The sequence below is a fragment of the Chitinilyticum litopenaei DSM 21440 genome (assembly GCF_000428145.1).
Lineage (GTDB): Bacteria > Pseudomonadota > Gammaproteobacteria > Burkholderiales > Chitinibacteraceae > Chitinilyticum > Chitinilyticum litopenaei.
Genome location: NZ_ATZJ01000011.1, coordinates 21,620 through 47,520 on the forward strand (window position 1 = coordinate 21,620; position 25,901 = coordinate 47,520).

Genomic DNA, 25,901 nt, shown 5'->3' on the forward strand with positions numbered 1-25,901 from the left:
TTTATCTCCAACCCTTTGAATCGGAAAGGATTGAATCTTGCGTAAGTATAGCAAAGGACTGTTCAAGATGACACGCACTGGGCTTGAGCTAAACACCGATCTCTCACCTTGGCTGCGCTGGTGTATCGGCATGGCCATTCTCATGCTGGCGGCCACCCCGCTGTTGTATGTGATTCGCTGGTGGTGAACATGGATCCCCGCATCTACATTGCTGCTGGCGCACTGGTCGCCAGCGCTGCGCTGGGGGCGGCTGGCGCCTGGCTGGTTCGCGGCTGGCAGAAGGATGCAAGTCACGCGGTCGAGCAGCGGCAGCTGATCAAGGACAAACACACGCTTGAGTTGGCGCTGGAAAAGCAGAGTGGCGAAATCCGCGCTCAGTCAGCCGCGGCATCTGCCGCCTCCGCTGCCGGTGAACGCGCCCGCATGGATGCCGACAGCTGGCGCCGGGAGGCGCAGCGCCGGGCAGACCAGATCAAGCGCGTGCCGGCGGCAAACTGCGATGAACTGCTCGAGAAGATGTGGGGCGCACAATGAGGGCTGTGCTGCTGTGTCTGTTGCTGGTCGGGTGCGCCAGCAGCCCGCAAGTCATTGATCGCCCGGTGTCCGCGCCATGCCTTGGCCCGGTCGTGGACGAGCCGGCTTGGCGCTGGGGCAACGGCGAGTATCCCGGCCCTGTGGAGGCTGCGCGGGTGCTGCTGCTGGACCTCAACGACGCAAAGCAGTGGGCGCGCGATGAGCGGGCTAGGGCGGCGGGGTGTCGGTAAGCTTGGATTGGTGTGGGGAAAAGGTGAGGATGTAGCCGTGTTGGCGGCGCAGCTTGCGCAGTTCGCGCAGGCGCGTGAGGAAGGACGCGGGGCGCTCTACCTCTGCCGGGTGGTCAACGATCTGGCCGCCTTTGTAGAGGTAGAGCAGGGGAAGGCCGTCGAACGGGTCGCGGCCGAGAATGGCGGCGTAGTAGCGTCCGTTTTCCGGGTTGCGCCAGAGCAGCATGGGCTCACATCCATGTGAAGATGGTCCAAGCATCGCAGAGCCCGGCAAATAGGAACACGGAAGCGTCTTACGGTTTGCGCTTAAACAGGGCGTGTCACTTATTCGCTGATAACATGTTGATTTATATAGGCGTGATTTTACGTTTTTGTACCTGATTTTCTTGCCGAAAAAACGGGGTAAGTCAATGAATAATAAAGGAATTTACTCGGTGCTTTTTGTCTGCACCGGCAACATCTGCCGCAGCCCGACTGCCGACGGTGTGCTGCGCAAGCTGGTGGCCGATGCTGGCCTGGCGCACGCCATCGAGGTCGATTCGGCCGGCACCTACGACTATCACGTCGGCGAGGCGCCGGACCGCCGGGCCCAGCAGCACGCCAGGAAGCGCGGCTACGACCTTTCCGCGCTGGTGGCGCGGCAGATCCATCCTGCCGATTTCAGCCGCTTCGACCTGATCCTGGCGATGGACAACAGCCACATGGCCGTACTGCGCCGCCATTGCCCGGCGGACGAATTGCCGCGCCTGCAGATGTTCATGAGCTTTGCGCGCCGGCACCGCATCGATGAAGTGCCCGATCCCTATTACGGCGGCGCCGAGGGTTTCGAGCAGGTGCTCGACATGGTCGAGGACGCCTGCGCGGCGATTCTCGAGCATGCGCGCGAGCAGCTGGCGCAGTGCGAGCAGGCGCGGCGCGGCGGGTGAGGCCGCGATGCGGGATAGCCGCAGTTGGCAGCGTGGCGGGCTGCGGGTATCCTCCGGCTTTTGCCCTTCGGGGGAGTAGTCGCCCGCAGTTCACAGCGGGGGCCGCATCAACAGACTTGCAGCCTGTTTTCCAGCCTGCATGGTGCGGCCAGCCGGTTTTCCGGCCTGACCAGACCCGAGGCGTGCAGCCGCGTTTCCGGGGTGGGGCGTGGTCGTGCGCCTCGTGTTCAACGCCCGCCCCGGAGTACCTCAAACATGGACGCACTTCTCGTCTCGACCGGCGTGGTCGCCGTTGCCGAAATCGGCGACAAGACCCAACTGCTGGCTCTCATTCTCGCCGCGCGCTTTCGCCGTCCCTGGCCCATCGTGCTCGGCATCTTCTGTGCGACCGTCCTCAATCACGCGCTGGCCGGCTGGCTGGGCCAGCTGGTCGCCGGCATGCTCAATCCCGATCTGCTGCGCTGGATCATCGGCATCGGCTTTCTGGCGATTGCCGCCTGGGCGCTGATTCCCGATGAGATGGACGACGACGAAGCCCCGATCAAGCCCTATGGCGCGTTTGTCGCCACGCTCGTCGCGTTTTTCATCGCCGAAATGGGCGACAAGACGCAGGTCGCCACCGTGGCGCTGGCGATCAAGTACCAGCCGCTGTGGCAAGTGGTGCTGGGCACCACCATCGGCATGATGATCGCCAATGTGCCGGCCGTGTGGCTCGGCAAGTGGATTGCCAGTCACCTGCACCATCTGCGCCTGGTGCGCTTTGTCGCTGCCGCCGTGTTTGCGCTGCTGGGTCTGCTGGCGATTTTCAACGTCGGGCAGCTGACCTGACATCCCATCGAATTTACAACAAAGGCAGTACTTCGGAAGAGGGGGAGCGACATGCTCGAAACGTTTTTCAAACTGAAGGAACACGGTACCGACGTGCGCACCGAAGTGCTCGCCGGCTTTACCACTTTCCTGACGATGGCCTACATCATCTTCGTCAACCCGGACATCCTGTCCAAGACCGGCATGGATTTCAATTCGGTCTTTGTGGCGACCTGCCTGGCCGCCGCGCTGGGCACGGCCATCATGGGCCTCGTGGCGAACTACCCGATCGCGCTGGCGCCCGGCATGGGGCTCAACGCCTATTTCACCTTTACGGTGGTGATGGGCATGGGCATGAGCTGGCAGACTGCGCTGGGTGCGGTGTTCATTTCCGGCATCGTCTTTCTCATCGTCAGCCTCTTCAAGGTGCGCGAGGCGCTGGTGAATGCGATCCCGCATTCGCTGAAGCTGGCCATTTCCGCCGGCGTCGGCATGTTCCTCGCCATCATCGGCCTGAAAAGTGCGGGTGTTGTCGTTGACCATCCGGCCACGCTGGTGACGCTGGGCAATCTGGCCGACCCGAAGGTGCTGCTGGCGATTTTCGGCTTTTTCCTGATCGTCGCGCTGGAATACCGCAAGGTCACCGGTTCGATCATCATCGGCGTGCTGACCGTGACCGTGCTGGCCATCGCCTTCGGACTGCAGAAATTCAACGGCGTGTTTGCGCCGATTCCGTCGATGGCGCCGACCTTCCTGCAAATGGATTTCTCCGCATTGCTGAGCCCGGCCGGGGTATTCAATGGTGCGCTGCTGGGCGTGATTTTCGTGTTTTTCTTTGTCGACCTGTTCGATACCACCGGCACCCTGGTCGGTGTATCGCACCGTGCGGGCCTCCTGGACAAGGATGGCAAGCTGCCGCGCCTGAAAAAGGCGCTGCTGGCGGATTCGGTCGCCATTACCGCTGGCGCGGCCATGGGTACCTCCTCGACCACTGCCTATATCGAATCCGCAGCCGGCACCGCCGTGGGCGGGCGCACCGGCCTGACCGCCGTGGTGGTGGCAGGCTTGTTCCTGCTGGCGCTGTTCCTCTCGCCGCTGGCGGGTTCGGTACCGCCGTACGCCACCGCACCGGCGCTGTGCTATGTCGCCGTTCTGATGACGCGCGGCCTGGCCGAGATCGAATGGGACGACCTGACCGAATCCGCGCCGGCCGTGATGACGGCCTTCGCCATGCCCTTCACCTTCTCGATTGCCGACGGCATTGCCTTCGGTTTCATCAGCTATGTGGTGATCAAGGCGCTGGCCGGCCGCTGGCGCGACCTGAGTCCCGCCGTGGTGATCATTGCCGCGCTGTGGGTGGTCAAGTTCGCGTTTTTCCACTAATACGACTCCACCACATCCGGGCTCTGGAGGGCCGGCCGGGCAACACGCCTGCCGCCTCCCGCCCGGCCTGACGGGATGAACGCCCATGAAGCCCAGCGCCATGATCACCGAACCGCCTTATGCCGAGTACATCCGTTCGCGGATTCGCACCGTGCCGGACTGGCCCTTGCCCGGCGTGCAGTTTCGTGACATCACGCCGCTCTTGCAGGACAAGAAAACCTTCCGGGTACTGGTGGATATCTTTGTCCACCGCTACATGGATCAGCAGCTCGATCTGGTGGCCGGTGTCGACGCGCGCGGCTTCATCCTGGGCGCCGTGGTGGCCTACGAGCTGAACCTGGGTTTTGTGCCGGTGCGCAAAAAGGGCAAGCTGCCCTTCAGCACCGTTGCCGAAGAATACGAGCTGGAATACGGCTCGGCGACGGTTGAGCTGCACAGCGACGCCTGCCGGCCCGGCCAGCGCGTGCTGCTGATCGATGACCTGGTCGCTACTGGCGGCACGATGATCGCCGCCGCGAAGCTCTTGCAGCGCATCGGTGCCGAGGTGGTCGAGGCCGCCGCCATTGTCGATCTGCCCGAACTGGGCGGCTCCCGGCTGGTGCGCGAGCAGGGCATCGAACTCTTTACCGTCTGCGATTTTGCCGGTCACTGAGCATTTTCTGCGGGTTCTGGCCAGGCGCTGGCGCTCCCGACTGTTGCAACATCTGTAAAAACACTTATACCGTCCACGAAAGGATATGGCCATGACCATGGAATTGCCCGAAGCCCGCACCATTCTCGATAACGCCGACTGCCTGCACGATGAAGCCGAAGTGCTGGCCGCGCTCGATGCGATGGGCCGTGCCATGACCGAGCGCCTGGCCGACCGCAACCCCATCGTTTACACGGTGCTCAATGGCGGGCTGATTGTCGCCGGCCATTTGCTGCCGCGCCTGCGCTTTCCGCTGGAAATGTCCTATCTGCATGCCACGCGCTATCGCAAGGAAACCAGCGGCGGCGTGCTCGACTGGAAGGTCAAGCCGCGCGAAGACATGAAGGGCCGCAGCGTGGTCATCGTCGACGACATCCTCGACGAGGGTCACACGCTGGCCGCCATCATTGAATACTGCCAGCAGCAGGGCGCAGCGGAAGTCCTGGTGGCCGTGCTGATCGACAAGAAGCACGACCGCAAGGCCGAGGGCGTGCAGGCCGATTTCGTCGGCATGCAGGTCGAAGACCGCTTCCTGTTCGGCTGCGGCATGGATTACCAGGGCTACTGGCGCAACACGCTGGCCATCTACGCGGTGAAGGGCTTGTAAACTACGCTGCTCGCGCTTGCCGCAGATCAGCAAAGCGTGAATTGTGCCTCGCCAGAGCGGGAGCCAGGGCGTAGTCTGCCAATGAACACAGCCACCTTGCGACGTTCGCCGGTGGCTGTTGTCACGTCTGGCTGCCGAAAACCATGCATTGCCATGTATTGCTCTGCAGCCAATCATCCATAAAGGCTGTAGAGGAATACCCCATGCATATCGAGCAGGAAATCAGGTTGGACTTCAAGGATGTGCTGATCCGCCCCAAGCGCAGCACGCTGGGCTCGCGCAGTGAGGTCGACATCCGCCGCGAATACGTGTTTGTGCACTCCGGCAAGCAGTATCAGGGCATCCCGCTGATCGCCGCCAATATGGATACCGTGGGTACCATGGCCATGGCGCGCGCCTTGGCCGATCAGCAACTGTCGGTGGCGCTGCACAAGCACTATCCGGCTGACGAACTGGTGGCGTTCTTCGGCGGCTTGCCGGTCAAGAGCAATGCCTTCTACAGCATGGGCATCGGTGCGGCGGACTATGCCAAATTCCAGGACGTGATGGCGCGCGCGCCCGGCGCCGTCGAATACGTGTGCATCGACGTCGCCAACGGCTATTCCGAGCAGTTTGTCGCCTTCGTGAAGAAGGTGCGCGCGGCGTATCCGCAGCTCGTCATCATGGCCGGCAATGTGGTGACGGGTGACATGACCGAAGAGCTGATTCTCGCCGGCGTCGACATCGTGAAAGTGGGCATCGGCCCCGGCAGCGTGTGCACCACGCGCAAGATGACCGGCGTCGGCTATCCGCAATTGTCGGCCATCATCGAATGCGCCGACGCCGCGCACGGCCTCGGCGGCCTGATCTGCGCCGACGGCGGCTGCACGGTGCCGGGCGACCTGGCCAAGGCCTTCGGCGGCGGCGCGGATTTCGTGATGCTGGGCGGCATGCTCGCCGGCCACGATGAAACCGAAGGTGAGCTGGTCGAAATCGATGGCGAGCGTTTCAAGCGCTTCTACGGCATGTCCAGCCGTGTGGCGATGGAAAAATACGCCGGCGGCGTCGCCGAGTACCGGGCCAGTGAAGGCAAGGAAGTGCTGATTCCCTACTGTGGCCCGGTTGCCAATACCCTGCAGGACCTGCTTGGTGGCATCCGCTCCGCCTGCACCTACGTCGGCGCCCGCCACCTGAAGGAATTGTCCAAGCGCACCACCTTCATCCGCGTCAGCCAGCAGATCAATGAGGTGTTTGGCAGAAGCTGAGGCAGGTGTGCATATACAGTTGTTGGTATATGGCTTTTGCCATTTCTGGTAAAGGGCTTTGGTTGTATACCCTGTGATTTGATGTGGTGGCCCGGTGTTTTGGCAAGCCGGGCACTACCGGAATGGCGGCGGGTTTTCTGCAGACCCTTGCCATCGGCTATGCTGTAAGCCAAGCCCGCCGGAGTAGCCGCCATGTCCGATCCCCTTGTTCGCCATTTCCGCCAGATCCTGATCTGGCCGCTGCAGCTGATGCCGCTGGCGCATGGGCAGATGGGGCGGCAGTGGGAGCTGATGCAGCAGGCGGTGAGCAAAAGCGCTTCGCCATGGGAGGCGCGCAGCACCGAATTCGATTGCCCGCCCGAGGAGTTCCAGGAGCGGCATTACCGCGAGTTCGTCACCTTTCTGCCCTATGTGCAGCGCTTTCTGTATGGCGAGGGGATTACCGAGGTGGCCGATGCGGCATCCTGGGGACGCTCGCCGATGCACGTGTTTCGCCGCACCGACATCAGGACGGTGCGCATGAGCTACAAGGATGGCGCGCGGGCTGATTTTCGCGTGGCGCACATCGATCTGTATTTCTTCTTCGACATCGATGTGGCGATTCTGGCCTTCGAGATCATGGCTGACGATCTGCCCATGCGGCGGGTGCAGGACACCATGTTCCGTCTGGGGCGGGCCTTTCCGGCGCAGTGGGATGAGGAGGAGCACGCCACCAATTGTCCGACACGCGTCGAGTGGCTGGGGGCGGATGGCGCGGTGCTGTGCGAATCGGATTATGAAGACCGCAAGGCTTTTCTCGCGCATGTGGGTGAATTCCGTTCGACGCGCATGGCGGCGCACTGGGATTTCCTGCTGCACCCGCTGGTGCCGCATCACTCGGATGAAGAGGGGGCGATCCGCTACCGGCAGCTGGAATATCACCGCATGCCGCTGATGGCCTATCTGTCGTTTGACGATCCCTTTGCCTTGCGTGAAGAAGATTTCTACCGGCTCGGCATGGTGACCAAGCCGGGCGATGGCGATGCGCTGCCGTATTCACCGAGGGTGTTCGAGGAATTCGAGCGCAACTGCTGTTACGACCGCTTCTGGGTGCCCGAGCGCCGGCATCCCGCCACCTCGACGCGCATGATGTGCAATGGCCACGCCTTCGTGCTGGTCGGCATGCACGGCAATGCGTTTTTCTCCGACCCGCGTACCGGTGCGCTGGGACAGTTCCGTCACCAGCATTTCCTGCTGACGATGGTGGCGCATTTTCACAAGGCCTCGCTGCTGCTGTTTCGTGACCGCCTGGCGGTGGCGATGTCGCAGCTCAATATTCGCAACGACATTTCGGTGCGGCTCTTCAAGCGCGAAATCCGCCAGTGTCTGGAAGGCTTTCTGCGCTTCAACCAGCGTTACTGGTTTCGCGAAGTCTCCAATCAGGTGCTGACCGACCAGCTCTTCCAGATGCTGCGCCGGCATCTGGACACCGAAAGCCTGTTTACCGATGTGCGCGAATCGGTGCACGGCATGAACCAGTATCTGGAGAACGACGATCTGCGCCGCCAGGCCGATACCGTCGTGCGCCTGACCGTGGTCACGATCCTGGGGATGATCGGCACGACGGTCACGGGCTTTCTGGGCATGAATCTTTTCGATTACGCCGGCCAGAGCCCAGGGGCCAAGCTGGGCATTTTCCTGCTGGCGTTGCTGCCGGTGTTTCTGCTGACGCTGCTGACGGTGGTGAAATCCCGCCAGCTGTCCGAATTTCTCGACGGCGTCGCCGATCAGCGCCTGCGCTGGCCGGCCAAGCTGCAGCTGCTGGGCCGGGTGTTTCGGCGCAAGAAATGATGGCCGGCTGCTTGCGCGCGGCCAGCGATCACTTAGCTCAGGTATTCACAGCCAACCAGATTCCAGCTGGGGTATTGCCCCAGTCCGGTTGCTGCCAGCATCTGGATGACACCGTCCTTTTTCGACAGGACGCGTGTGGCGTAAAAGCTGGCCGGGCCATTGCGCTCGATTTCCAGTTCCAGCCTGTCGCTCCAGTGCCCGAAATCCTTGTCCAGCACGGCATACAGGCCGATCGAGGTCAAGGCGATATGCTGGGTCTTTTGTCCGAACACCGTAATGGGCTTGTTGAGGCGATATTCATAAGCCATCGGGTTTTTGCTGGGCAGTTTTTTCCAGCCTGCGCGCTTCAGCTCCGCATCCGAAGAGGGCAGGGCGTACATGGCTGCGCTGTATTCCCGGAAGGATTTCTTGCATTCGATCAGCGATGGCAGCTGATCGGCTGTCAGTAGTGAGTCGGCAGCTCCAGCGGTCAGCGAGGTGGTGGCCAGCAGCATGGCAGTTATTACAATTTTCATTGTTTTTGCTTACTTATTTGAAATAATTGCGGATTATCGCACGGGATTCGCTGCGCGTGCAGCCCGTGAAGTGGCGTCATGCAGGCGTGAACGAAGCGAAACAAGAAATGTTCCTGCTCATGCTAGAATCCGGCTTTGATTTTTTTGACTGCGGACAAGCCCTGCCATGTTCTCCAAATCTGTCACCATCGAAAAATACGATCCCGAACTCGCCGCCGCCATGGCAGGCGAAGTTGTTCGCCAGCACGAGCACATCGAGCTGATCGCTTCGGAAAACTACACCAGCCCGGCCGTCATGGAAGCACAAGGCTCCCAGCTGACCAACAAGTATGCCGAAGGCTACCCGGGCAAGCGTTTCTATGGTGGCTGTGAACACGTTGACGTGATCGAACAGCTGGCCATTGACCGCGTGAAGGCCCTGTTCGGCGCAGAGTATGCGAACGTGCAGCCGCATTCCGGCTCGCAAGCCAACCAGGCCGTGTACTTCTCGATCCTGAAGCCGGGCGACACCGTGATGGGCATGAACCTGGGCCACGGCGGTCACCTGACCCACGGCTCGCCGGCCAACCTGTCGGGCAAGCTGTTCAATATCGTGGCTTACGGTCTGAACGAAAACGAAGAAATCGATTACGACGACATGGAGCGCGTGGCGCTGGAAACGAAGCCGAAGCTGATCATCGGCGGTGCTTCCGCTTACGCCCTGCGTTTTGACTGGGCGCGCATGCGTGAAATCGCCGACAAGGTCGGTGCCTACTTCATGGTCGACATGGCGCACTATGCCGGCCTGATCGCCGCTGGTGTCTACCCGAACCCGGTACCGCACGCGCACTTCGTGACCTCGACCACCCACAAGACCCTGCGTGGTCCGCGTGGCGGCATCATTCTGGCCAAGGCCGAATTCGAGAAGTCGCTGAACTCCAATGTGTTCCCGACCCTGCAGGGCGGCCCGCTGATGCACGTGATCGCCGGCAAGGCCGTCGCGTTCAAGGAAGCCGCGACCGAGGAATTCAAGGCTTACCAGAAGCAGGTGCTGCTGAACGCTTCCGCCATGGCCAAGACCCTGGCCGAGCGCGGTCTGCGCATCATTTCCGGCCGAACCGAAAGCCACGTGTTCCTGGTTGACCTGCGTCCCAAGGGCCTGACCGGCAAGGCGGCTGACGCGGCGCTGGGCAAGGCGCACATCACGGTCAACAAGAACGCCATCCCGAACGATCCGGAAAGCCCCTTCGTCACTTCGGGCATCCGCATCGGCGCTCCGGCGATCACCACCCGCGGCTTCAAGGAAGAGGAAGCCATCCAGGTGGCGCACCTGATCGCCGATGTGCTGGAAAATCCGGAAGACGAAGCCAATCTGGCTGCGGTGGCCGAGAAGGTGAAGGCGCTGACCGCGCGTTTCCCGGTTTACGGCGCGTAATTGCGGCCCGGCCATAGGCCGGCTGCGTGAAGGGTGAGCCTTGCGGCTCACCCTTTTGGTTTTTCTGCGTTGCGCAGCTTGTGCAATGGCGGTACAAACCCCATCTGTTCTTTGATCGATCTTTGTCCGGGAGCGTCATCCCCATGAAGTGCCCATTCTGCGGTTCGCCCGATACCCAGGTTGTCGATTCCCGCGTGTCCGAAGAGGGCGATGCGGTACGCCGTCGCCGCCGCTGCACGGTGTGCGACAAGCGCTTTACCACCTTCGAAACCGCCGAGGTGCGTCTGCCGCAGGTCGTCAAGCAGAACGGCCAGCGCGCGGAATTCGACCGCGACAAGATCCGTACCAGTTTCCAGCGGGCGCTGCACAAGCGCCCGGTGCCGACGCAACTCGTCGACGAGGCGATCGGCCGCATCATCCAGAAGGTGCTCTCGATTGGCGACCGCGAAATCCTCAGCCGTCAGATCGGCGAGATGGTCATCAGCGAGCTGGCCAAGCTCGACAAGGTCGCCTACATCCGCTTTGCCTCGGTCTACCGCTCCTTCTCCGACGTCGATGATTTCCGCGACGTGATTCGCGAAGTCAGCCGGGATTGATCCGGATGCCGCTGCAACACACCGCCTTTACCGCGCAAGACCATGGGTATATGCAGCAAGCCCTTGCTCTTGCTGGGTTGGGGCTTTATACCACCACGCCTAATCCGCGCGTGGGTTGCGTGATTGTCCGCGACGGCGTCGTCGTGGGCGAGGGCTGGCACGTGCGTGCCGGCGAAGCTCACGCCGAGGTACATGCCTTGCGTCAGGCGGGCGAAGCCGCGCGTGGCGCGACCGCCTATGTGACGCTGGAGCCCTGCAGCCACCATGGCCGCACGCCGCCGTGCGCCGATGCGCTGCTTGCCGCCGGCGTGAGCAGGGTGATCGCCGCCATGCAGGACCCGAATCCGCAGGTCGCCGGTCGCGGACTGGCGCGGCTGGCGGCAGCCGGCATCGCGGTGGCCAGTGGGTTGCTCGAAGCGCAGGCGCACGAACTCAATAGCGGCTTCATTTCGCGCATGACGCGCGGTCGTCCCTGGCTGCGGCTGAAGCTGGCCAGCAGCCTGGACGGCAGAACGGCCTTGCCGAGCGGCGAATCGAAATGGATCACCGGCCCGGCCGCACGTGCCGATGTGCAACGCTGGCGCGCGCGTTCGTGCGCCATGCTGACCGGCATCGGCACCGTGCTGGCCGACGATCCGCAGCTGACCGTGCGCGACCTTGCTGACTGGTCTGGTCCGGTCGAGCGCCAGCCGCTGCGCGTGGTGCTCGACAGCGCGCTGCGCACACCGCCCGGTGCCGCGCTGTTCGCGACGCCGGGTGTCCTGATCGTCACGGTCAGTGGTGATGCAGCGCGGCAGCAGGCCTTGCGCGCCGCTGGCGCCGAGCTGCTGCATCTGCCCGCGGCCAGTGGTCGCATCGATGTGCCGGCACTGCTGGCCGAGCTGGGCGCGCGCGGCTGTAATGAGGTCACTGTCGAGGCCGGCGCCACGCTGGCCGGCAGTCTGCTGCGCGCGGGGCTGGTCGATGAATTGCTGCATTACCAGGCGCCGCTGCTGCTGGGCGATCCGGCGCGCGGCCTGGCCGAGCTGTCGCTCGACTCGATGGTGCAGGCGCTGCGGCCACGGGTGGCCGAGCGGCGCATGCTCGGCGACGATCTGCGCACGCGCCTGCTGTTTACCGATCCCCTTACGCTGGAGACGCTGCGATGAGTGATGTGCAAACACCGCTGCCATGCCCCGACTGCGGCAAGCCGCTGGACGTGATGAAGGCCTGCGGGGCAACACAGTATTTTTGTCCGCACTGCAATGAACTGAAATCGGGCAAGCGTGTGCTGGCCCAGGCTGCCCTTACCCGGGGCCCGACAAGCGATGACAAGCCGGCTGATCCCGGCCAGGGAGATTGAAACCATGTTCACAGGAATCGTGCAGGCCGTTGGCCGCATTGCCGAAGTCAACCCTTTCCCCGGCGGCGTGCGCCTGACCGTGGCTGCACCGGATCTGGATCTGTCGGATGTGCAGCTGGGCGACAGCATCGCGCACAATGGCGCGTGCATGACGGTGATCGAGCTGTTCGCCGGCGGCTACCGCATTGATGTGTCCGACGAATCGCTGCGCTGCACGGTCGGCCTGGATCGCCAGGGGCAGCGCGTCAATCTGGAAAAGGCCATGCGCCTGGGCGACATGCTTGGCGGCCACCTGGTTTCCGGCCATGTTGACGGTGTTGGTGAGGTCGTGAGCTTCGATGCGGTGGGCGAAAACCGCGAACTGGTCGTGCGTGCGCCCAGAGAGCTGGCACGCTTTCTGGCAGTCAAGGGCTCGGTGGTCGTCAATGGCGTGTCGCTGACGACGAATTTCGTGCGTGACGTGGCGAACGGCTGCGAGTTTTCGATCAATCTGATTCCGCATACGCTGGCGGTGACGACACTGGGTGACATCCAGCCCGGCGACCGCGTGAACCTCGAAATCGACCTGATCGCCCGCTATGTCGAGCGCATGGTCAGCCTGGAGCAGACGGCATGAGTGCAAGCATTTCCCCGGTTCAGGACATCGTCGCCGAGCTGCGCGCCGGCCGCATGGTCGTGCTCGTCGACGAGGAAGATCGCGAAAACGAAGGCGATCTGGTGCTGGCCGCCGACTTCGTCACGCCGGAGGCGATCAACTTCATGGCCAAGTACGGACGCGGCCTGATCTGCCTGACGCTGACTGCCGACCGCTGCAAGCAGCTGGGACTGGCGCCGATGGTGAAGCAGAACGCCTCGTCCTTCGGTACCAATTTCACCGCGTCGATCGAAGCCGCCGAGGGCGTGTCGACCGGCATTTCCGCGCACGACCGTGCGCTGACCATCCACAAGGCGGTGGCGATGGATGCCAGGGCCAGCGATCTGGTTTCGCCCGGCCACGTGTTTCCCATCCAGGCCCAGCCTGGCGGGGTGCTGGTGCGCGCGGGGCATACCGAGGCCGGCTGCGATCTGGCCGCGCTGGCCGGGCTCAGCCCGGCGTCCGTCATCTGCGAAATCATGAACGACGACGGCACCATGTCGCGTCTGCCGCAGCTGCTGGAATTCGCGGCCGAGCACAATCTGAAGATCGGCACGATTGCCGACCTGATCCATTACCGCAGCCGCACCGAAACACTGATCGAATGCATGGGGCGGCGCACCGTCAGCACCGTAGCCGGCGAATTCGAGCTGGTGGCCTTTCGCGACAGGATGAACCATGCCACCCATCTGGCGCTGGTCAAGGGCACGCCTGAGCCGCAGAGCGATACCCTGGTGCGCGTGCACGAGCCGCTGTCGGTGATGGACTGGCTGGACCTTGGTCGCAGCCAGCATTCCTGGGGGGTGCAGCCCGCGCTCGAAGCGATTGCCGCCGCCGGCTGTGGCGTGATGGTGCTGCTGCACCGTTCTGAGACCGGCGACGACCTGCTGGCGCGCGCCCTGCCCGAGCTGGCGCTGGAAGCGCCGCGCAAATGGGACATGCGCACCTACGGGATTGGCGCGCAGATGCTGCGCCACCTGGGGGTGGGCAAGATGCAGATCATGAGCCCCTCGCGCAAGATGCCGAGCATGGCCGGCTTCGGGCTGGAAGTGACCGGCTTCGTGGCGCCGTCGGCCTGATTCCGCGCGGCCGGACCGAACAACGATTGAATGACAGCCTGCGCGCCGCGCAGGCCACCAAGAAGGAAAAAGCATGACTTTTGCTAGCAAAGTGCCGACGATTGCACCGAACCTTGATGGTTCGGCGCTGCGCATCGCCGTAGTGATGGCGCGTTTCAATACCCCGGTCTGCGAAGGCCTGCGCGATGCCTGCCTCGCCGAGCTGGCAGCGCTGGGCGTGACGCCGGAGAATGTGCTGCTGATGAGCGTTCCCGGCGCGCTGGAAATCCCGCTGGTGCTGCAGACGCTGGCCGAAAGCGGCCGCTATGACGCGCTGGTTGCGCTGGGCGCGGTGATCCGTGGCGAAACTTACCACTTCGAGCTGGTTGCCAATGAATCCGGCGCCGGCATCACCCGGGTCGGCCTTGATTGCGCGATTCCGGTCGCCAATGCGGTGCTGACCACCGAAACCGACGAGCAGGCCGAAGTGCGCATGCTCGAAAAGGGGCGCGACGCCGCCCGCGTTGCCGTGGAAATGGCCAATCTGCACAAGGCGCTGCAAGCATGAGCGAACAAGCCCAAACCCCGGCACAGGCGCCGGCACCCAAGCCGAAATCCGCGCGTCGCCGCGCCCGCGAATTTGCCGTGCAGGGCGTTTACCAGTGGCTGCTGACCGGCGAAACCGCACACAGCATCGACCGTTTTCTGAACGACAGCAGCACCAGCTACGGTCGTGCCGACGCTGCGCTCCTGAAAACCGCACTGTTTGGCGCGATCAAGGAGGCCGAAGGCCTGAAAGCGCTGCTGAAGCCACACGTTGACCGCCCGATGGACGAGGTCAGCCCGGTCGAGTGCGCCGTACTGCTGGTCGCCGGTTTCGAAATCGTGCACATGCCCGAAACGCCGTATCCGGTCATCATCAACGAAGCCATCGAGCTGGCCAAGACCTTCGGCGGTGTCGACGGCCACAAGTTCGTCAATGGCGTGCTCGATCGCCTCGCCAGTCATGTGCGCGAGGAAGAGTTCGTCAATCTGCGCACGCGCAAGCCGCGCGGCTGACGCATTTGCGTCTGCCTTGCGGCAGGTCAGTGTGGCCGGGCAGGGTAGCGCGATAATGTCATGACAGTCTTGGGTCATGGCAGTGCTGGCGCAGCCTTTGCTGCGCCTTTTTCATCCCGGAAACTTCCGTACCGCCTGACCATTCCCCCTTTCGGCGCATGCTGTCGCCGCTCTGCCAATCGAGGCCGGATTGAACGAATTTGACCTGATCGCCCGTTATTTCACGCGCGAGGCGCCAAACGCCGATCTGGGCGTCGGCGACGATTGCGCGCTGCTCTCCGTGCCCGCCGGCATGCAGCTCGCGGTGTCCGCCGACATGCTGGTCAGTGGCCGGCATTTTTTTCCGGATGCCGATCCCTACCGTCTGGGGCACAAGGCGCTGGCGGTCAATCTCTCCGATCTGGCCGCCATGGGGGCGGTACCGCGCTGGTTCACCCTCTCGCTGGCCTTGCCGCAGGCCGACGAGGCCTGGCTCGCCCCCTTCAGTCGCGGCCTGCTTGAGCTGGCCGAGCAGCATGGCCTGTCGCTGGTCGGTGGTGATACCACTTGCGGCCCGCTGACCATTGCCATCCAGATCGCCGGTGAATTGCCGCGCGGCAGCGGCCTCTTGCGTTCGGCCGGGCAAGCCGGTGATGACGTGTGGGTGTCCGGCGAGCTGGGCGCCGCCGCCGCCGCCGTCATGCACGGCACCGGCCGCATCAGGCTGGGCGATGCGGCGCGGCTGGCGGCCTTTGCGCGACTTGATTGCCCGACTCCGCGCGTGGCGCTGGGGCAGCGCCTGCGCGGGATTGCCCATGCGGCACTGGACATCTCCGACGGTCTGGCCGGCGACCTTAGGCACATTTGCGCGGCGTCCGGCTGTGCGGCCGAACTCTGGCTGGCGGCCTTGCCCGCTGCCGCCTGCCTGGCCGAGCTGCCCATGGCCTTGCGTCACGAAGCCCTGCTCTCTGGGGGGGATGACTATGAACTGTGCTTTACGGCACCGCCCGCCCGGCGTGCGGTGCTGCAGGCGCTGGCCACCGAGTTGCGGCTGCCGCTGACCCGCGTCGGCTGCTTGCGGGCAGGGCAGGGGGTGCATGTTCTGCATGACGGGCAGGATATTCGCTGGCAGCATGGCGGTTTTGATCATTTTGCCGCCCAATGACGCACCCAGTTTCCGAGCGGCCCCTGCGGCCCGATCTGCCCTTTCTGTTGCGTTCCCCCGCCCATTTCCTCGCGCTTGGCCTGGGCAGCGGTCTGCTGCATCCGGCGCCGGGAACCTGGGGCACTTTAATGGGTATTGCCCTGTATCCATTGCTGGTAATGGGCTTCATGGCAATACCTGGTTTGAATGCCGGGTTTTTTCCTGCACTGGTTCTGTTGGTCTGCTTACTGGCCTTTCTGCTGGGTTGTCGCGTGGCGCAACGCACCGGCGAGGCGCTGGGCGTGGCAGACCATGGCAGCATTGTCATCGACGAGATTGTCGCCATCTGGCTGGTGCTGCTGGCGGTGCCGCAGAGCTGGACGGGGTGGCTGGCTGCCTTTCTGGCTTTCCGCTTCTTTGATATCGTCAAGCCTTGGCCAATCCGCTGGCTGGATGCGCGGGTGAAGGGCGGATTTGGCGTGATGATCGACGACATCGTCGCCGCGCTGTTTGCCATTGCCTGCCTGCTGCTGTTGCAGCAGTTTGTGCCACTCTGAAGCGGCGGGTCTTTTCAGCGCAAGCAGAAGCCTGTGCAACGGTCATGGCGAAAACGCTGCACTCTTGGCATTTCGCAAGGGTATGCCTTGCCCTGTCTTTGCACTGGCAACGAGTCGTTGGCTCTTGCCGCACAAGTGGCGCTGTCTTGTCTGGCCTTGTGGCAAACGCCCATGAAAAAAGGACCGCTGGCAGCGGTCCTTTGTTGTGAAAGCGCAGCGCGGCTTACTTCAGCTGCAGGTACAGCGCATTCAGCAGTTTCTGCTCCAGATCGGCGTTGGCTGCGGTGCCTGCTTGCGGAGCCAGCGAAACCTGCGTGCCATTGCCCGCCGCAGCAACCTTCAGCAGATACTCTGGCATCTTGGCTTTTTCCTTGCTGTCCTTCGAGCGCCAGAATGCCAGCGAGTCGGCCCAGCTTGAGCTTTGCTCCTTGCCAATGTCGATTTCCGCCTGACGGATCAGGTAGTTGCCCTGCGAGCGGTCGCGATCATAAATCACGAAGCCGGTGCGCTCGACGGCAAGGCCCACACGGCGCCAGGCGCGATCAAAGCTGTCATCGACCACGAGCACCTTGCTGCCCTTGGCGTTGTCCAGCCGGGCGCGCTCAACGACGGGCGCTGCCGGATTGACAATGGCCTTGGCGTCGCTCTTGTCATAACCCAGCTGTTGCAGCGCCAGCGCCAGCATTTCGGCTTCGAGACCCGGGTCGTTCGGGCGCGGAGTCCACATCGTGCTGTAGTCGCCAGCATCGGCGCCACCGAACTTCAGCTCGGCCGAGCCGTCACGCAGTACTTCCACCATGCCGCGATGGCTGATGTAGATCTCCGTCGTGCCCTTTTCGCGACCGGGTTCGATCCGGGTGCGGAAGCTGTCCTTTTCACCGGTGGTGACAAAACGGGCCACTACCTTGTTCAGGATGCTGGTCATGATGTCCGGCGGCAGGTTGGCGTGGTTTTCCTGCCAGTCCGTTTCCATCACGCCGGACGTCGGGTTGTCGACGGTCAGCAGAAAACCCTGGCCCAGCCAGAATTCACGCAATTCGTTCCATACCTTTTCCGGCGGTTTTTTCACGACCAGCCAGCGCTGGCCTCCAGCGCGCTCGAGATAGGCGCCGCCAACTTCCGGCGTTACCGCCTGCGCGCCGCTGGTATTGGGCGTGCGCGCGGCGATTTCGCGAGCACTGGCCTGGGCGCGGGAATTCAGGCCGTAGGTGGATGTCGCGCTCGGAGCGGACAGATCCGGCGGCACTTCCAGCGGATTCTTGTTCAGATTGTCGCTCTCCGAGCGATAGTCAACCTTGTTCTGCAGCATCAGCTCATCGGAGGTGCATGCAGTCAGTGCCAGTGCCAGGGCCAGCGGGATCAGGCGAAGGGATTTGCGGTGTGCGTGCATCGGGTTCACGGGCATGTGGGACTCAGGTTAAGTTCGGGGATGCTATCACAGCAATCCGGCTTGCTGCAGTGCTGCAGTCACCGGCGGCTGATTCTCGGCAGCCAGTCGCGTGAGCGGCAGGCGGATGCCGGATTCGATCATGCCCAGCCTTTCCAGCGCCCATTTGGCGGGGATGGGATTGGCTTCGATAAAGAGGTGCTTGTGCAGGCCCTGCAGCGTGTCGTCGATGGTCTTGGCTGCGGCAAAATCGCCGGCCAGCGCCAGGCGGCACATTTCGCTCATCGCCCTGGGTGCGACATCGGCGGTGACCGAAATCGTGCCGTGACCACCCAGTTTGATGAATTCCAGCGTGGTGGCGTCATCGCCGCTCAACAGCGCAAAGCCCTTTGGCAGGCGCGCCGCCAGATCGGCCGCACGCTCAAGGTTGCCGGTGGCGTCCTTGATGCCGACGATGCCGGGGATATTGGCAAGACGCAGCACGGTGTCATTGCTCATGTCGGCAACGGTGCGCCCCGGCACGTTGTACAGCAGCGTCGGCAGGCCACCCTGTTCGGCGATGGCCTTGAAGTGCAGGTACATGCCTTCCTGGGTCGGCTTGTTGTAATAGGGCACGACGGAGAGGCCAAAGTCGGCGCCAACGGCGCGGGCGCGTTGCGACAGGTGAATGGCCTCGCGCGTCGAGTTGGCGCCGGTGCCGGCAATCACCGGAACCCGGCCTGCGGCCTGTTCCACGACCACACGGATGATTTCGATGTGCTCTTCCACATCCACCGTCGGCGATTCGCCCGTGGTGCCAACGGCGACCAGCCCGTTGGTGCCCTGTTCAATATGCCAGTCAACCAGTTTGCGCAGCGCCGCGAAATCCAGCGAACCATCAGCGTGCATCGGAGTGACCAATGCGACCAGACTACCTGTAAGCATGATGCCGAATACCAGTGTGGGGAATCGAAGCGGCCATTCTAACTTAGCCATGCCGGTGCGGAAAGCGACCGGGGGATTTCTCCTTGGCGCTCATTGGACGCTCGGGCTGTAGTGGCGGCTGGCGTGCTACCAAATCCGGCGCAGGCATGCTGGCCGGTCGTTTGTGTAAACAATTGTTGCAAAGAATCAGGAAGTGATTCGCCGCTTGCCGTCTTTGCGCGAGCTCAAGATCATGTGGCACATGAGGTGTAACCCTCACGTCTGTTCAGGTCGCGGAGAAGCGCTGCTTTTCCGGGGCCGGGCAGGTGTTGCCGGGGCGGCAAACGGCGGATTTTTTGTAATCTGTCGTGGAATGCCTACAGAAAATGGGTGGTGTTTATGCAAAAACGCTTATTTATTAAGGCTTTTGTCATTGTGCCGCCGGTTAGCTGGCTTTGGGCGTTGTGTTCCATGCTGTACCGGTAAATAATCGGGACAGGTTTTATCCAGATTGGGTAGTGCCTGCAGTTTGCTCGATAACTTGTTCAATCAAAAAAGGAGGAGGCGAATCGGATCCGCTTTCCGGTTGGCTGAGGAGTCCCGGGAAGTTCAGGTCGGGTACGGGTCATGCAGCAGGCACTGCGGTGCGGGCGGACTTGACCAGGCTTTGCTGAAAGGTCGTTTCGTTATTTTCTTGTGAGGAAACCAAAGTGAGCGTTCTAGGCTATTTGCAAAAAATTGGTCGGGCGTTGATGGTGCCGGTGGCAGTTCTGCCGGCCGCAGCGATCCTGATGGGTATCGGTTACTGGATCGACCCTGATGCGTGGGGTGGCAACAACCAGTTTGCGGCATTCCTGATCCAGGCGGGTGCGGCAATCATTGACAGCATGGGTATTTTGTTTGCCGTCGGCGTTGCTTACGGCATGTCGAAGGACAAGGATGGTGCGGCAGCACTGGCAGGTTTGGTCGGCTGGCTGGTCGTCACGACCTTGCTGAAGCCCGAGGTGATTGCACAGCTTCGCAGTATTCCTGTGGATCAAGTGCCCGTCGCCTTCGCGCCGAAGAAATTCCAGAACCAGTTCATCGGTATCTTGTGTGGTGTCATTGCTTCGGTACTTTACAACCGCTTCAGCGGCATCGAGCTGCCCAAGGCGCTGGCTTTTTTCTCGGGCCGTCGTTTTGTGCCGATCGTGACCTCGGTGGTGATGATCGTTGTTTCCTTCATCCTGCTGCTGGTATGGCCGCACATCTATAGCGCTCTGGTGAATTTTGGCGAATCCATCGTAGGCCTGAAGTCCGTTGGTGCGGGCATCTATGCCTTCTTCAACCGCCTGCTGATTCCGGTTGGCCTGCACCACGCGCTCAACAGCGTGTTCTGGTTCGACGTGGCCGGCATCAACGACATCCCGAACTTCCTCGGCGGCGCCAAGTCGCTGGCCGAAGGCAAGGCTGTTCAGGGCGTTACCGGCATGTATCAGGCTGGCTTCTTCCCGATCATGATGTTCGGTCTGCCTGGCGCCGCTCTGGCGATCTACAAGTGCGCCAAGCCGGAAAACCGCGCCCGCGTCGGCTCCATCATGGGCGCTGCCGCGCTGACGTCGTTCTTCACCGGCGTGACCGAGCCGCTGGAATTCTCCTTCATGTTCGTGGCGCCGGTGCTGTATGTACTGCATGCCTTCCTGACCGGCGTATCAGTATTCATAGCCGCGCAAATGCAGTGGATCGCCGGTTTCGGCTTCTCTGCCGGCCTGGTCGACTTCGCGCTGTCTGCCAAGAATCCGCTGGCGCAGAATCTGGTCATGCTGATGGTGCAAGGCATCGTGTTCTTCGCGATCTACTACTTCTCCTTCACCGCCGTCATCAAGATGATGAATCTGAAGACCCCGGGCCGTGAAGACGAGGTACTGGGCGCGGCTCCGGAAGCTGCCGCTCCGGCAGTCACCGGTGGCAGCGATACCGAAAACCTCGCCGCGACTTATCTGAGCGTGGTTGGCGGTGTGGAAAACCTGACCAATATCGATGCCTGCATTACCCGCCTGCGTCTGGGCGTGGCCGATGCTGCCAAGGTGGACGAAGCCGCTGCCAAGCGTGCTGGCGCCAACGGTGTCGTGAAGCTCAACAACCAGAACGTCCAGATCATCATCGGACCGAAGGCCGAGCTGGTTGCTGCCGCCATGCGCAAGCTGGTGGAGGGCGCCGCAAAAAAGTAAGTGAGGCCGCGTCGTCGGCGCCGGTGCAGGCTATCGCACCGGCTGTCGAGGGCAAGGCCACCAAGGTCGACGGCATCGTGCTGCTGGCCCCGGTCACTGGTGAAGTCGTGGCGCTGGAAGACGTGCCCGATGCCGCCTTTGCCAGCAAGGCGGTGGGTGACGGTGTTGCCATCCGCCCGACCGGCAAGATCGTGGTGGCGCCCGCCGATGGCGTTCTGGCCAAAATCTTCAATACCAACCATGCGTTCGCGCTGGTTGCCGATAGCGGTGCGGAGCTGATTGTCCACATCGGTATCGAAACGGTGAAACTGGGTGGTCAGGGCTTTACCCGCCTGGCCGAGCAGGGCAGCCGCGTCAAGGCGGGTGATCCGGTGCTGGAACTGGATCTGGATTACCTGGCGGCGCATGCGGCTTCTGTCATCAGCCCGATCGTGCTGAGCAACACCGACGATTTCGCCGGAGTTGCCAATATGGCGAGTGGCATGGTGGAGGCCGGCAAGACCGTGCTCTATACCGTAAAACCGAAGTAAAGTCCGGCTGACTCAAACTGCCGATTGCAGGGCAAGGGCGAACCTCGGTTCGCCCTTGTTCTTTTCGGGTCAGCCACAACGCCTCCGGCCCTGGCACCAGCCGTCAGACGGGCAGCCTGCCGCCTTTTTCGCTACAATCTCGCCTTTGTTTTCCACGAATCTTCGCGATCATGAGCACAGAGGCGTCCACCGCAAGCCCGGCAGCCACGCCGGCCGTCAACCACTTCATCCGCACGATCATCGACAACGATCTGGCCAGTGGCAAGCACGCCGCCATCCAGACCCGTTTTCCGCCCGAGCCCAATGGTTATCTCCACGTTGGCCACGCCAAAGCCATCTGCCTGAATTTCGGCCTCGCCCAGGATTATCAGGGCCAGTGCAATCTGCGCATGGACGACACCAATCCGGAGAAGGAAGAAGACGAATACGTCAAGGCCATCCAGGATGATGTGAGCTGGCTGGGCTTCAACTGGGCCGGCGAGGTGCGCTATGCCTCGGATTATTTCCAGCAGCTCTACGACTACGCCGAAGAGCTGATCAAGGCCGGCAAGGCGTTTGTGTGCGAACTCAATGCCGAAGAAATGCGCGTGCACCGCGGTGATTTCACCACGCCGGGCAAGAACAGCCCCTACCGCGAGCGCGGCATCGAGGAAAACCTCGACCTGTTCCGCCGCATGAAGGCCGGCGAATTCCCGGATGGCAGCAAGACGCTGCGTCTGAAGATCGACATGGCCTCGCCGAACCTGAACTTGCGTGATCCGGTGATCTACCGCATCCGCCGCGCGCATCACCACCGCACCGGTGACGCGTGGTGCATCTACCCGATGTACGACTACACGCATTGCATTTCGGATGCCATCGAAGGCATCACGCACAGCCTGTGCACGCTGGAATTCGAAGCGCACCGCCCGCTGTATGACTGGGTACTCGACAATATCTCCATCGGCTGCCACCCGCAGCAGATCGAGTTTTCGCGCCTTGAGCTGCTCTCGTCCATCACCTCGAAGCGCAAGCTCAACCAGCTGGTGACCGAAGGCCTGGTCAGTGGCTGGGACGATCCGCGCATGCCGACCATTTCGGGCATGCGCCGCCGTGGTTATTCGCCGGAAGGCATTCGCCTGTTTGCGCAGCGTTGCGGCATTTCCAAGTCGGAGAACATCATCGAGTTTTCCGTGCTCGAAGGCGCGGTGCGCGAAGAGCTGGAAGCCAGCAGCCCGCGCGTGATGGCGGTGCTGAACCCGATCAAGGTGACGCTGACCAACTTCGAGCCGGGCGTGACCGGCTCGCGCAGTGCGCCATTCCACCCGCACCATCCGGAATTCGGCGAGCGCGAGGTGCCGCTGGCGCGCGAAATCTGGATCGAGCGCGATGACTTTGCCGAGGCCCCCCCCAAGGGCTGGCAGCGTCTGTTCCCCGGCGGTGAAGTGCGCCTGCGCTACTCCTACGTCATCAGGTGCGACGAAGTGATCAAGGATGCAGCCGGCAACGTCGTCGAGCTGAAGTGCTCGCTCGACCCGGACACGCTGGGGCAGAACCCGGTCGGCCGCAAGGTCAAGGGCGTGATTCACTGGGTATCCGCCGAGCATGCGGTCGAAGCCGAAGTGCGCCTCTATGACCGCCTGTTTACCGAGGATCGCCCGGACGCCATCCGTGGCGAAGATGGCCAGTATCTGGATTTCAAGCAGTTCATCAACCCGGCCTCGCTGACCGTCGTGACCGGTTACATCGAGCCGGCGGTGAAATCGCTGGCGCCGGAGTCGCGCTGTCAGTTCGAGCGTCTTGGCTATTTCGTGACCGACCGTCATGACCATGTCGCCGGCGGGAAAATCGTCTTCAACCGTACCGTGACGCTCAAGGATTCCTGGGCGAAGGAGAGCAAATGAAGCATGCCGCATCCCTGATGGCCCTGTTGCTGGGCCTGCTGGCGCCCGCCTGGGCGGCTGACGAGGTGGCCTCGGCGCCGGCTGCCGCTGCGCCCGCCCGGCCGATTTTCATCGGCCAGCCCGGTGATGCGCCGGTGCAGGTGGCCTTCGCCTGGCTGGCCGACCGCGTGGCCGACGAGCATGGCCTGTTCGAGTACCAGAAGCTCGACATTCGCCAGGGCGGCAAGGGCGAAGTGGTCAGCAGCGTTGATCTGGCGCTGGTGATGGACGGGCTGCTCGATGACGCGGTGAAAAGCCAGCGCTACCAGCTGAAGCTCAGTTTTGTCGACAACCGCTGGCAGATCGACGCCGCCCGCCAGGACTGGACCTGCCGCCGTGGCGGCAAAGCGTGGACGCAGCGCCCGTGCAAATAGGGGTATTGCTCTGTAGCCTAATTTGAATAAGGGCTGCAGCGATATACCTTGTTTATTGGCGGCTGGTGCCTATTTGGTGGCGCAGGGGAGCGGTTGGTTCTTTCTGACGTCGCCGGCCTTGCGCCAGGCTGCCTGTCCGATGACCGGATTGCTGCGCTGCCGCTGCTGTTCCAGCCTGGCGAGGCGTGGCATTCATGTCGACGCCTGCCCGCCAGCGCGTCTGCCGAGCCGCCTGTTCATCTCGTACCGGAGTTGTCATGAGCACTGATGATCGACTTGCCCAGACCACGCCATTGCGCGAGCTGCTGCCGCATTTTTGGCAGCTGGCGCGGCCTTTCTGGCAATCGCAGGAAAAACTCAAGGCCTGGGGGCTGCTTGTGCTGGTGATCGGGCTGTCCTTGCTGATGGTCTATCTCAGCGTGCAGATCAACGCCGTCTACCAGACCCTCTACGATGCCATCCAGCAGTACGACAGCAAGGCCTTCTGGCAGTCGATCTTCAAGTTTTCCTGGATCGCCATGCTGCACATCGCGGTGGCGGTGTATGCGATCTATTTCCAGCAGATGCTGGAAATCAAGTGGCGGCGCTGGCTGACGGGCGAGCTGACAGCCCGCTGGCTGCAGAACCAGCATTTCTACCGCATCCAGCTCACCGACCCGAGCACCGATAACCCCGACCAGCGGATTGCCGAAGACTGCGGGCAGTTTGTCAATCTGACACTCGGCCTGACACTCGGTCTGCTGCGTGCCACGGTGACCTTTGTGTCCTTCGTGACCATCCTGTGGGGGCTGTCTGGTCCGCTGGTATTCGACTGGCTGGGCGAGAGCTGGCGCATCCCCGGTTACATGGTCTGGGCGGCAATTCTCTATGCGCTGCTCGGTTCGGCGCTGACGGTGCTCATCGGCCGGCGCCTGGTACGCCTCAACTTCATCCAGCAGCGCCGCGAGGCGGATTTCCGTTTTGCGCTGGTGCGCATCCGCGAGAATGCCGAATCGATTGCGCTGTATCGCGGTGGCGAACAGGAAGACTTGCGCCTTGGGCAATTGTTCGGGCTGGTGGTCGGCAATTACTGGAACATCATGCGCTATGAAAAGCGCGTGAATGCCTTTACCAATTTCTGGGGGCAGCTGGCGATCATCTTCCCGCTGGTGGTGGCTGCGCCTCGCTACTTTGCCAAGGCGATCACGCTGGGCAATCTGATGCAGATTCTCTCGGCGTTCGGCAAGGTTTACGATTCGCTGGAGTTTTTCATCAACAGCTTCAAGACGCTGGCCACCTGGAAGGCAGTAATCGATCGTCTGGCCACCTTCAATCGCAGTCTGATCGCGGCAGAGCGTTTGCAGGTGCCCCAGCCCCAGGCTTCTGCCAGTGGCGTTGATCTGGCGGCAGTGGCGGTCAGCAGGCCTGACGGCCAGCTTCTGCAGCGTGATCTAGGCCTGCAGCTGGCCCCGGGCGAGCGCCTGCTGGTGCAGGGGCCATCGGGCAGCGGCAAGAGCACCCTGTTGCGCGCGCTGGCTGGCATCTGGCCCTATGTGACTGGCCGCATTGCCTACCGGCAGGATGGCGGCGTACTTTTCCTGTCGCAAAAACCCTATCTGCCGCTGGGCACGCTGCGCAGCGTGCTCTGTTATCCGCGGCAAGCCAGCGCGAGCAACGAAGACTTGCAGGATTTGCTCGCCGCAGTGGGCCTGGAGCATCTGCGTGGCCGGCTTGACGACGAGGACAACTGGTCACACATCCTCAGCGGCGGTGAACAGCAGCGCATCGCGATCATTCGTGCGCTCTTGCACAAGCCGGCTCTGCTGGTGCTGGACGAAGCCACCAGCGCCATTGACGAAGCCGCCGAGCGCCGCCTGTATGCCCTGCTGATCGAGCGCCTGCCCGACAGCATCCTGATCAGCGTTGGTCACCGCAGCACGCTGAAAGAGCACCACACCCGCTTTCTGGACCTGCAGCCAGCCTGATGCGCCGGTTTTAGACTGAAGACTCATTCCGCCCGGGCCCGTGCCCGGGTTTTTTCCCGAC

The 25,901-nt window shown here is 62.5% G+C and carries 28 protein-coding genes; 24 read left to right on the plus strand and 4 right to left on the minus strand.

Annotation, left to right across the window (positions count from 1 at the left end; genetic code table 11):
- The first annotated feature begins 37 nt into the window (after nt 1-37).
- Together C515_RS23990 and C515_RS0105850 are read left to right on the plus strand one after the other, a co-directional pair.
- Nucleotides 38-187 (plus strand): hypothetical protein, encoded by a 150-nt coding sequence (locus tag C515_RS23990; RefSeq protein WP_158380785.1) that lies wholly within the window; start codon nt 38-40, stop codon nt 185-187.
- A 2-nt stretch (nt 188-189) separates the two neighbouring features.
- Nucleotides 190-534, plus strand: coding sequence for a hypothetical protein (locus tag C515_RS0105850; RefSeq protein ID WP_043648329.1), 345 nt, complete (start codon nt 190-192; stop codon nt 532-534).
- 207 nt (nt 535-741) lie between these two features.
- Here C515_RS0105850 and C515_RS0105860 read toward each other — a convergent pair whose 3' ends face one another.
- The gene (locus C515_RS0105860) at nt 742-990 is read right to left on the minus strand and encodes a hypothetical protein (protein WP_028454780.1); all 249 of its coding nucleotides are present in this window, start codon (nt 988-990) and stop codon (nt 742-744) included.
- A gap of 184 nt (nt 991-1,174) precedes the next feature.
- On the opposite strand from C515_RS0105860, the gene C515_RS19750 reads away from it, so the two are divergent.
- The 7 genes from C515_RS19750 to C515_RS0105895 all read left to right on the plus strand — a co-directional run bounded on the left by C515_RS19750 (nt 1,175) and on the right by C515_RS0105895 (nt 8,252).
- A complete protein-coding gene (locus tag C515_RS19750) occupies nt 1,175-1,690 on the plus strand; it encodes a low molecular weight protein-tyrosine-phosphatase (protein WP_043648334.1) in 516 nt (171 codons plus the stop codon).
- A gap of 255 nt (nt 1,691-1,945) precedes the next feature.
- Nucleotides 1,946-2,518, plus strand: coding sequence for a TMEM165/GDT1 family protein (locus C515_RS0105870; RefSeq protein WP_028454781.1), 573 nt, complete (start codon nt 1,946-1,948; stop codon nt 2,516-2,518).
- A 51-nt stretch (nt 2,519-2,569) separates the two neighbouring features.
- A complete protein-coding gene (locus tag C515_RS0105875) occupies nt 2,570-3,880 on the plus strand; it encodes an NCS2 family permease (RefSeq protein WP_028454782.1) in 1,311 nt (436 codons plus the stop codon).
- Nucleotides 3,881-3,965: 85 nt separating this feature from the next.
- Entirely contained in the window at nt 3,966-4,532 is a 567-nt protein-coding gene (locus C515_RS0105880) for an adenine phosphoribosyltransferase (RefSeq protein ID WP_051304678.1), read from the plus strand.
- A 91-nt stretch (nt 4,533-4,623) separates the two neighbouring features.
- On the plus strand, nt 4,624-5,178 hold the full coding sequence (locus C515_RS0105885) for a hypoxanthine-guanine phosphoribosyltransferase (protein ID WP_028454784.1): 555 nt from the start codon (nt 4,624-4,626) through the stop codon (nt 5,176-5,178).
- A 203-nt stretch (nt 5,179-5,381) separates the two neighbouring features.
- Nucleotides 5,382-6,422: a GMP reductase gene (locus C515_RS0105890; RefSeq protein ID WP_028454785.1), complete on the plus strand. Its 1,041-nt coding sequence runs from the start codon at nt 5,382-5,384 to the stop codon at nt 6,420-6,422.
- A 192-nt stretch (nt 6,423-6,614) separates the two neighbouring features.
- On the plus strand, nt 6,615-8,252 hold the full coding sequence (locus tag C515_RS0105895) for a hypothetical protein (RefSeq protein ID WP_028454786.1): 1,638 nt from the start codon (nt 6,615-6,617) through the stop codon (nt 8,250-8,252).
- Between the two features lie 32 nt (nt 8,253-8,284).
- On the opposite strand, the gene C515_RS0105900 is transcribed toward C515_RS0105895, so the two are convergent.
- A complete protein-coding gene (locus C515_RS0105900; protein ID WP_144290365.1) occupies nt 8,285-8,767 on the minus strand; it encodes a hypothetical protein in 483 nt (160 codons plus the stop codon).
- Nucleotides 8,768-8,933: 166 nt separating this feature from the next.
- Here C515_RS0105900 and glyA point away from each other — a divergent pair, with 166 nt between their 5' ends.
- The 10 genes from glyA to C515_RS0105950 all read left to right on the plus strand — a co-directional run bounded on the left by glyA (nt 8,934) and on the right by C515_RS0105950 (nt 16,550).
- Entirely contained in the window at nt 8,934-10,181 is a 1,248-nt protein-coding gene (gene glyA, locus C515_RS0105905; RefSeq protein WP_028454788.1) for a serine hydroxymethyltransferase, read from the plus strand.
- Nucleotides 10,182-10,324: 143 nt separating this feature from the next.
- The gene (nrdR, locus tag C515_RS0105910; protein WP_028454789.1) at nt 10,325-10,777 is read left to right on the plus strand and encodes a transcriptional regulator NrdR; all 453 of its coding nucleotides are present in this window, start codon (nt 10,325-10,327) and stop codon (nt 10,775-10,777) included.
- Between the two features lie 5 nt (nt 10,778-10,782).
- Entirely contained in the window at nt 10,783-11,925 is a 1,143-nt protein-coding gene (ribD, locus tag C515_RS0105915; protein ID WP_043648337.1) for a bifunctional diaminohydroxyphosphoribosylaminopyrimidine deaminase/5-amino-6-(5-phosphoribosylamino)uracil reductase RibD, read from the plus strand.
- On the plus strand, nt 11,922-12,119 hold the full coding sequence (locus tag C515_RS19755) for a YfgJ family double zinc ribbon protein (protein WP_043648339.1): 198 nt from the start codon (nt 11,922-11,924) through the stop codon (nt 12,117-12,119). Before ribD ends, C515_RS19755 begins: the two co-directional genes overlap by 4 nt.
- A 4-nt stretch (nt 12,120-12,123) precedes the next feature.
- Complete coding sequence (locus C515_RS0105925; protein ID WP_028454791.1) at nt 12,124-12,735, plus strand: riboflavin synthase; 612 nt, start codon at nt 12,124-12,126, stop codon at nt 12,733-12,735.
- Nucleotides 12,732-13,832, plus strand: coding sequence for a bifunctional 3,4-dihydroxy-2-butanone-4-phosphate synthase/GTP cyclohydrolase II (gene ribBA / locus C515_RS0105930; RefSeq protein WP_028454792.1), 1,101 nt, complete (start codon nt 12,732-12,734; stop codon nt 13,830-13,832). The genes C515_RS0105925 and ribBA overlap by 4 nt, the downstream gene beginning before the upstream one ends.
- 73 nt (nt 13,833-13,905) lie before the next feature.
- Complete coding sequence (gene ribH, locus C515_RS0105935; protein ID WP_043648342.1) at nt 13,906-14,379, plus strand: 6,7-dimethyl-8-ribityllumazine synthase; 474 nt, start codon at nt 13,906-13,908, stop codon at nt 14,377-14,379.
- Nucleotides 14,376-14,870, plus strand: coding sequence for a transcription antitermination factor NusB (gene nusB / locus C515_RS0105940; protein ID WP_028454794.1), 495 nt, complete (start codon nt 14,376-14,378; stop codon nt 14,868-14,870). Before ribH ends, nusB begins: the two co-directional genes overlap by 4 nt.
- Before the next feature lie 190 nt (nt 14,871-15,060).
- Nucleotides 15,061-16,014, plus strand: coding sequence for a thiamine-phosphate kinase (gene thiL / locus C515_RS0105945; RefSeq protein WP_028454795.1), 954 nt, complete (start codon nt 15,061-15,063; stop codon nt 16,012-16,014).
- Nucleotides 16,011-16,550, plus strand: a complete 540-nt coding sequence (locus C515_RS0105950) for a phosphatidylglycerophosphatase A family protein (RefSeq protein WP_028454796.1) — start codon at nt 16,011-16,013, stop codon at nt 16,548-16,550. Before thiL ends, C515_RS0105950 begins: the two co-directional genes overlap by 4 nt.
- A gap of 223 nt (nt 16,551-16,773) precedes the next feature.
- Here the strand turns inward: C515_RS0105950 and bamC are convergent, their stop codons facing one another.
- Together bamC and dapA are read right to left on the minus strand one after the other, a co-directional pair.
- The gene (bamC, locus tag C515_RS0105955) at nt 16,774-17,955 is read right to left on the minus strand and encodes an NlpB/DapX family lipoprotein (RefSeq protein WP_051304679.1); all 1,182 of its coding nucleotides are present in this window, start codon (nt 17,953-17,955) and stop codon (nt 16,774-16,776) included.
- Between the two features lie 30 nt (nt 17,956-17,985).
- Nucleotides 17,986-18,861, minus strand: coding sequence for a 4-hydroxy-tetrahydrodipicolinate synthase (dapA, locus tag C515_RS0105960; protein WP_028454798.1), 876 nt, complete (start codon nt 18,859-18,861; stop codon nt 17,986-17,988).
- Nucleotides 18,862-19,601: 740 nt separating this feature from the next.
- Between dapA and nagE the strand changes: the two genes are divergently transcribed.
- The 5 genes from nagE to C515_RS19760 all read left to right on the plus strand — a co-directional run bounded on the left by nagE (nt 19,602) and on the right by C515_RS19760 (nt 25,840).
- Complete coding sequence (nagE, locus tag C515_RS0105965; RefSeq protein WP_245574992.1) at nt 19,602-21,050, plus strand: N-acetylglucosamine-specific PTS transporter subunit IIBC; 1,449 nt, start codon at nt 19,602-19,604, stop codon at nt 21,048-21,050.
- 23 nt (nt 21,051-21,073) lie between these two features.
- Nucleotides 21,074-21,580, plus strand: coding sequence for a glucose PTS transporter subunit IIA (locus C515_RS0105970; protein ID WP_028454800.1), 507 nt, complete (start codon nt 21,074-21,076; stop codon nt 21,578-21,580).
- Between the two features lie 170 nt (nt 21,581-21,750).
- The gene (locus C515_RS0105975; protein ID WP_028454801.1) at nt 21,751-23,463 is read left to right on the plus strand and encodes a glutamine--tRNA ligase/YqeY domain fusion protein; all 1,713 of its coding nucleotides are present in this window, start codon (nt 21,751-21,753) and stop codon (nt 23,461-23,463) included.
- Nucleotides 23,460-23,876, plus strand: coding sequence for a hypothetical protein (locus C515_RS0105980; RefSeq protein ID WP_028454802.1), 417 nt, complete (start codon nt 23,460-23,462; stop codon nt 23,874-23,876). The genes C515_RS0105975 and C515_RS0105980 overlap by 4 nt, the downstream gene beginning before the upstream one ends.
- Nucleotides 23,877-24,133: 257 nt before the next feature.
- Nucleotides 24,134-25,840 (plus strand): ABC transporter ATP-binding protein/permease, encoded by a 1,707-nt coding sequence (locus tag C515_RS19760; protein ID WP_051304680.1) that lies wholly within the window; start codon nt 24,134-24,136, stop codon nt 25,838-25,840.
- Nucleotides 25,841-25,901 lie beyond the last annotated feature (61 nt).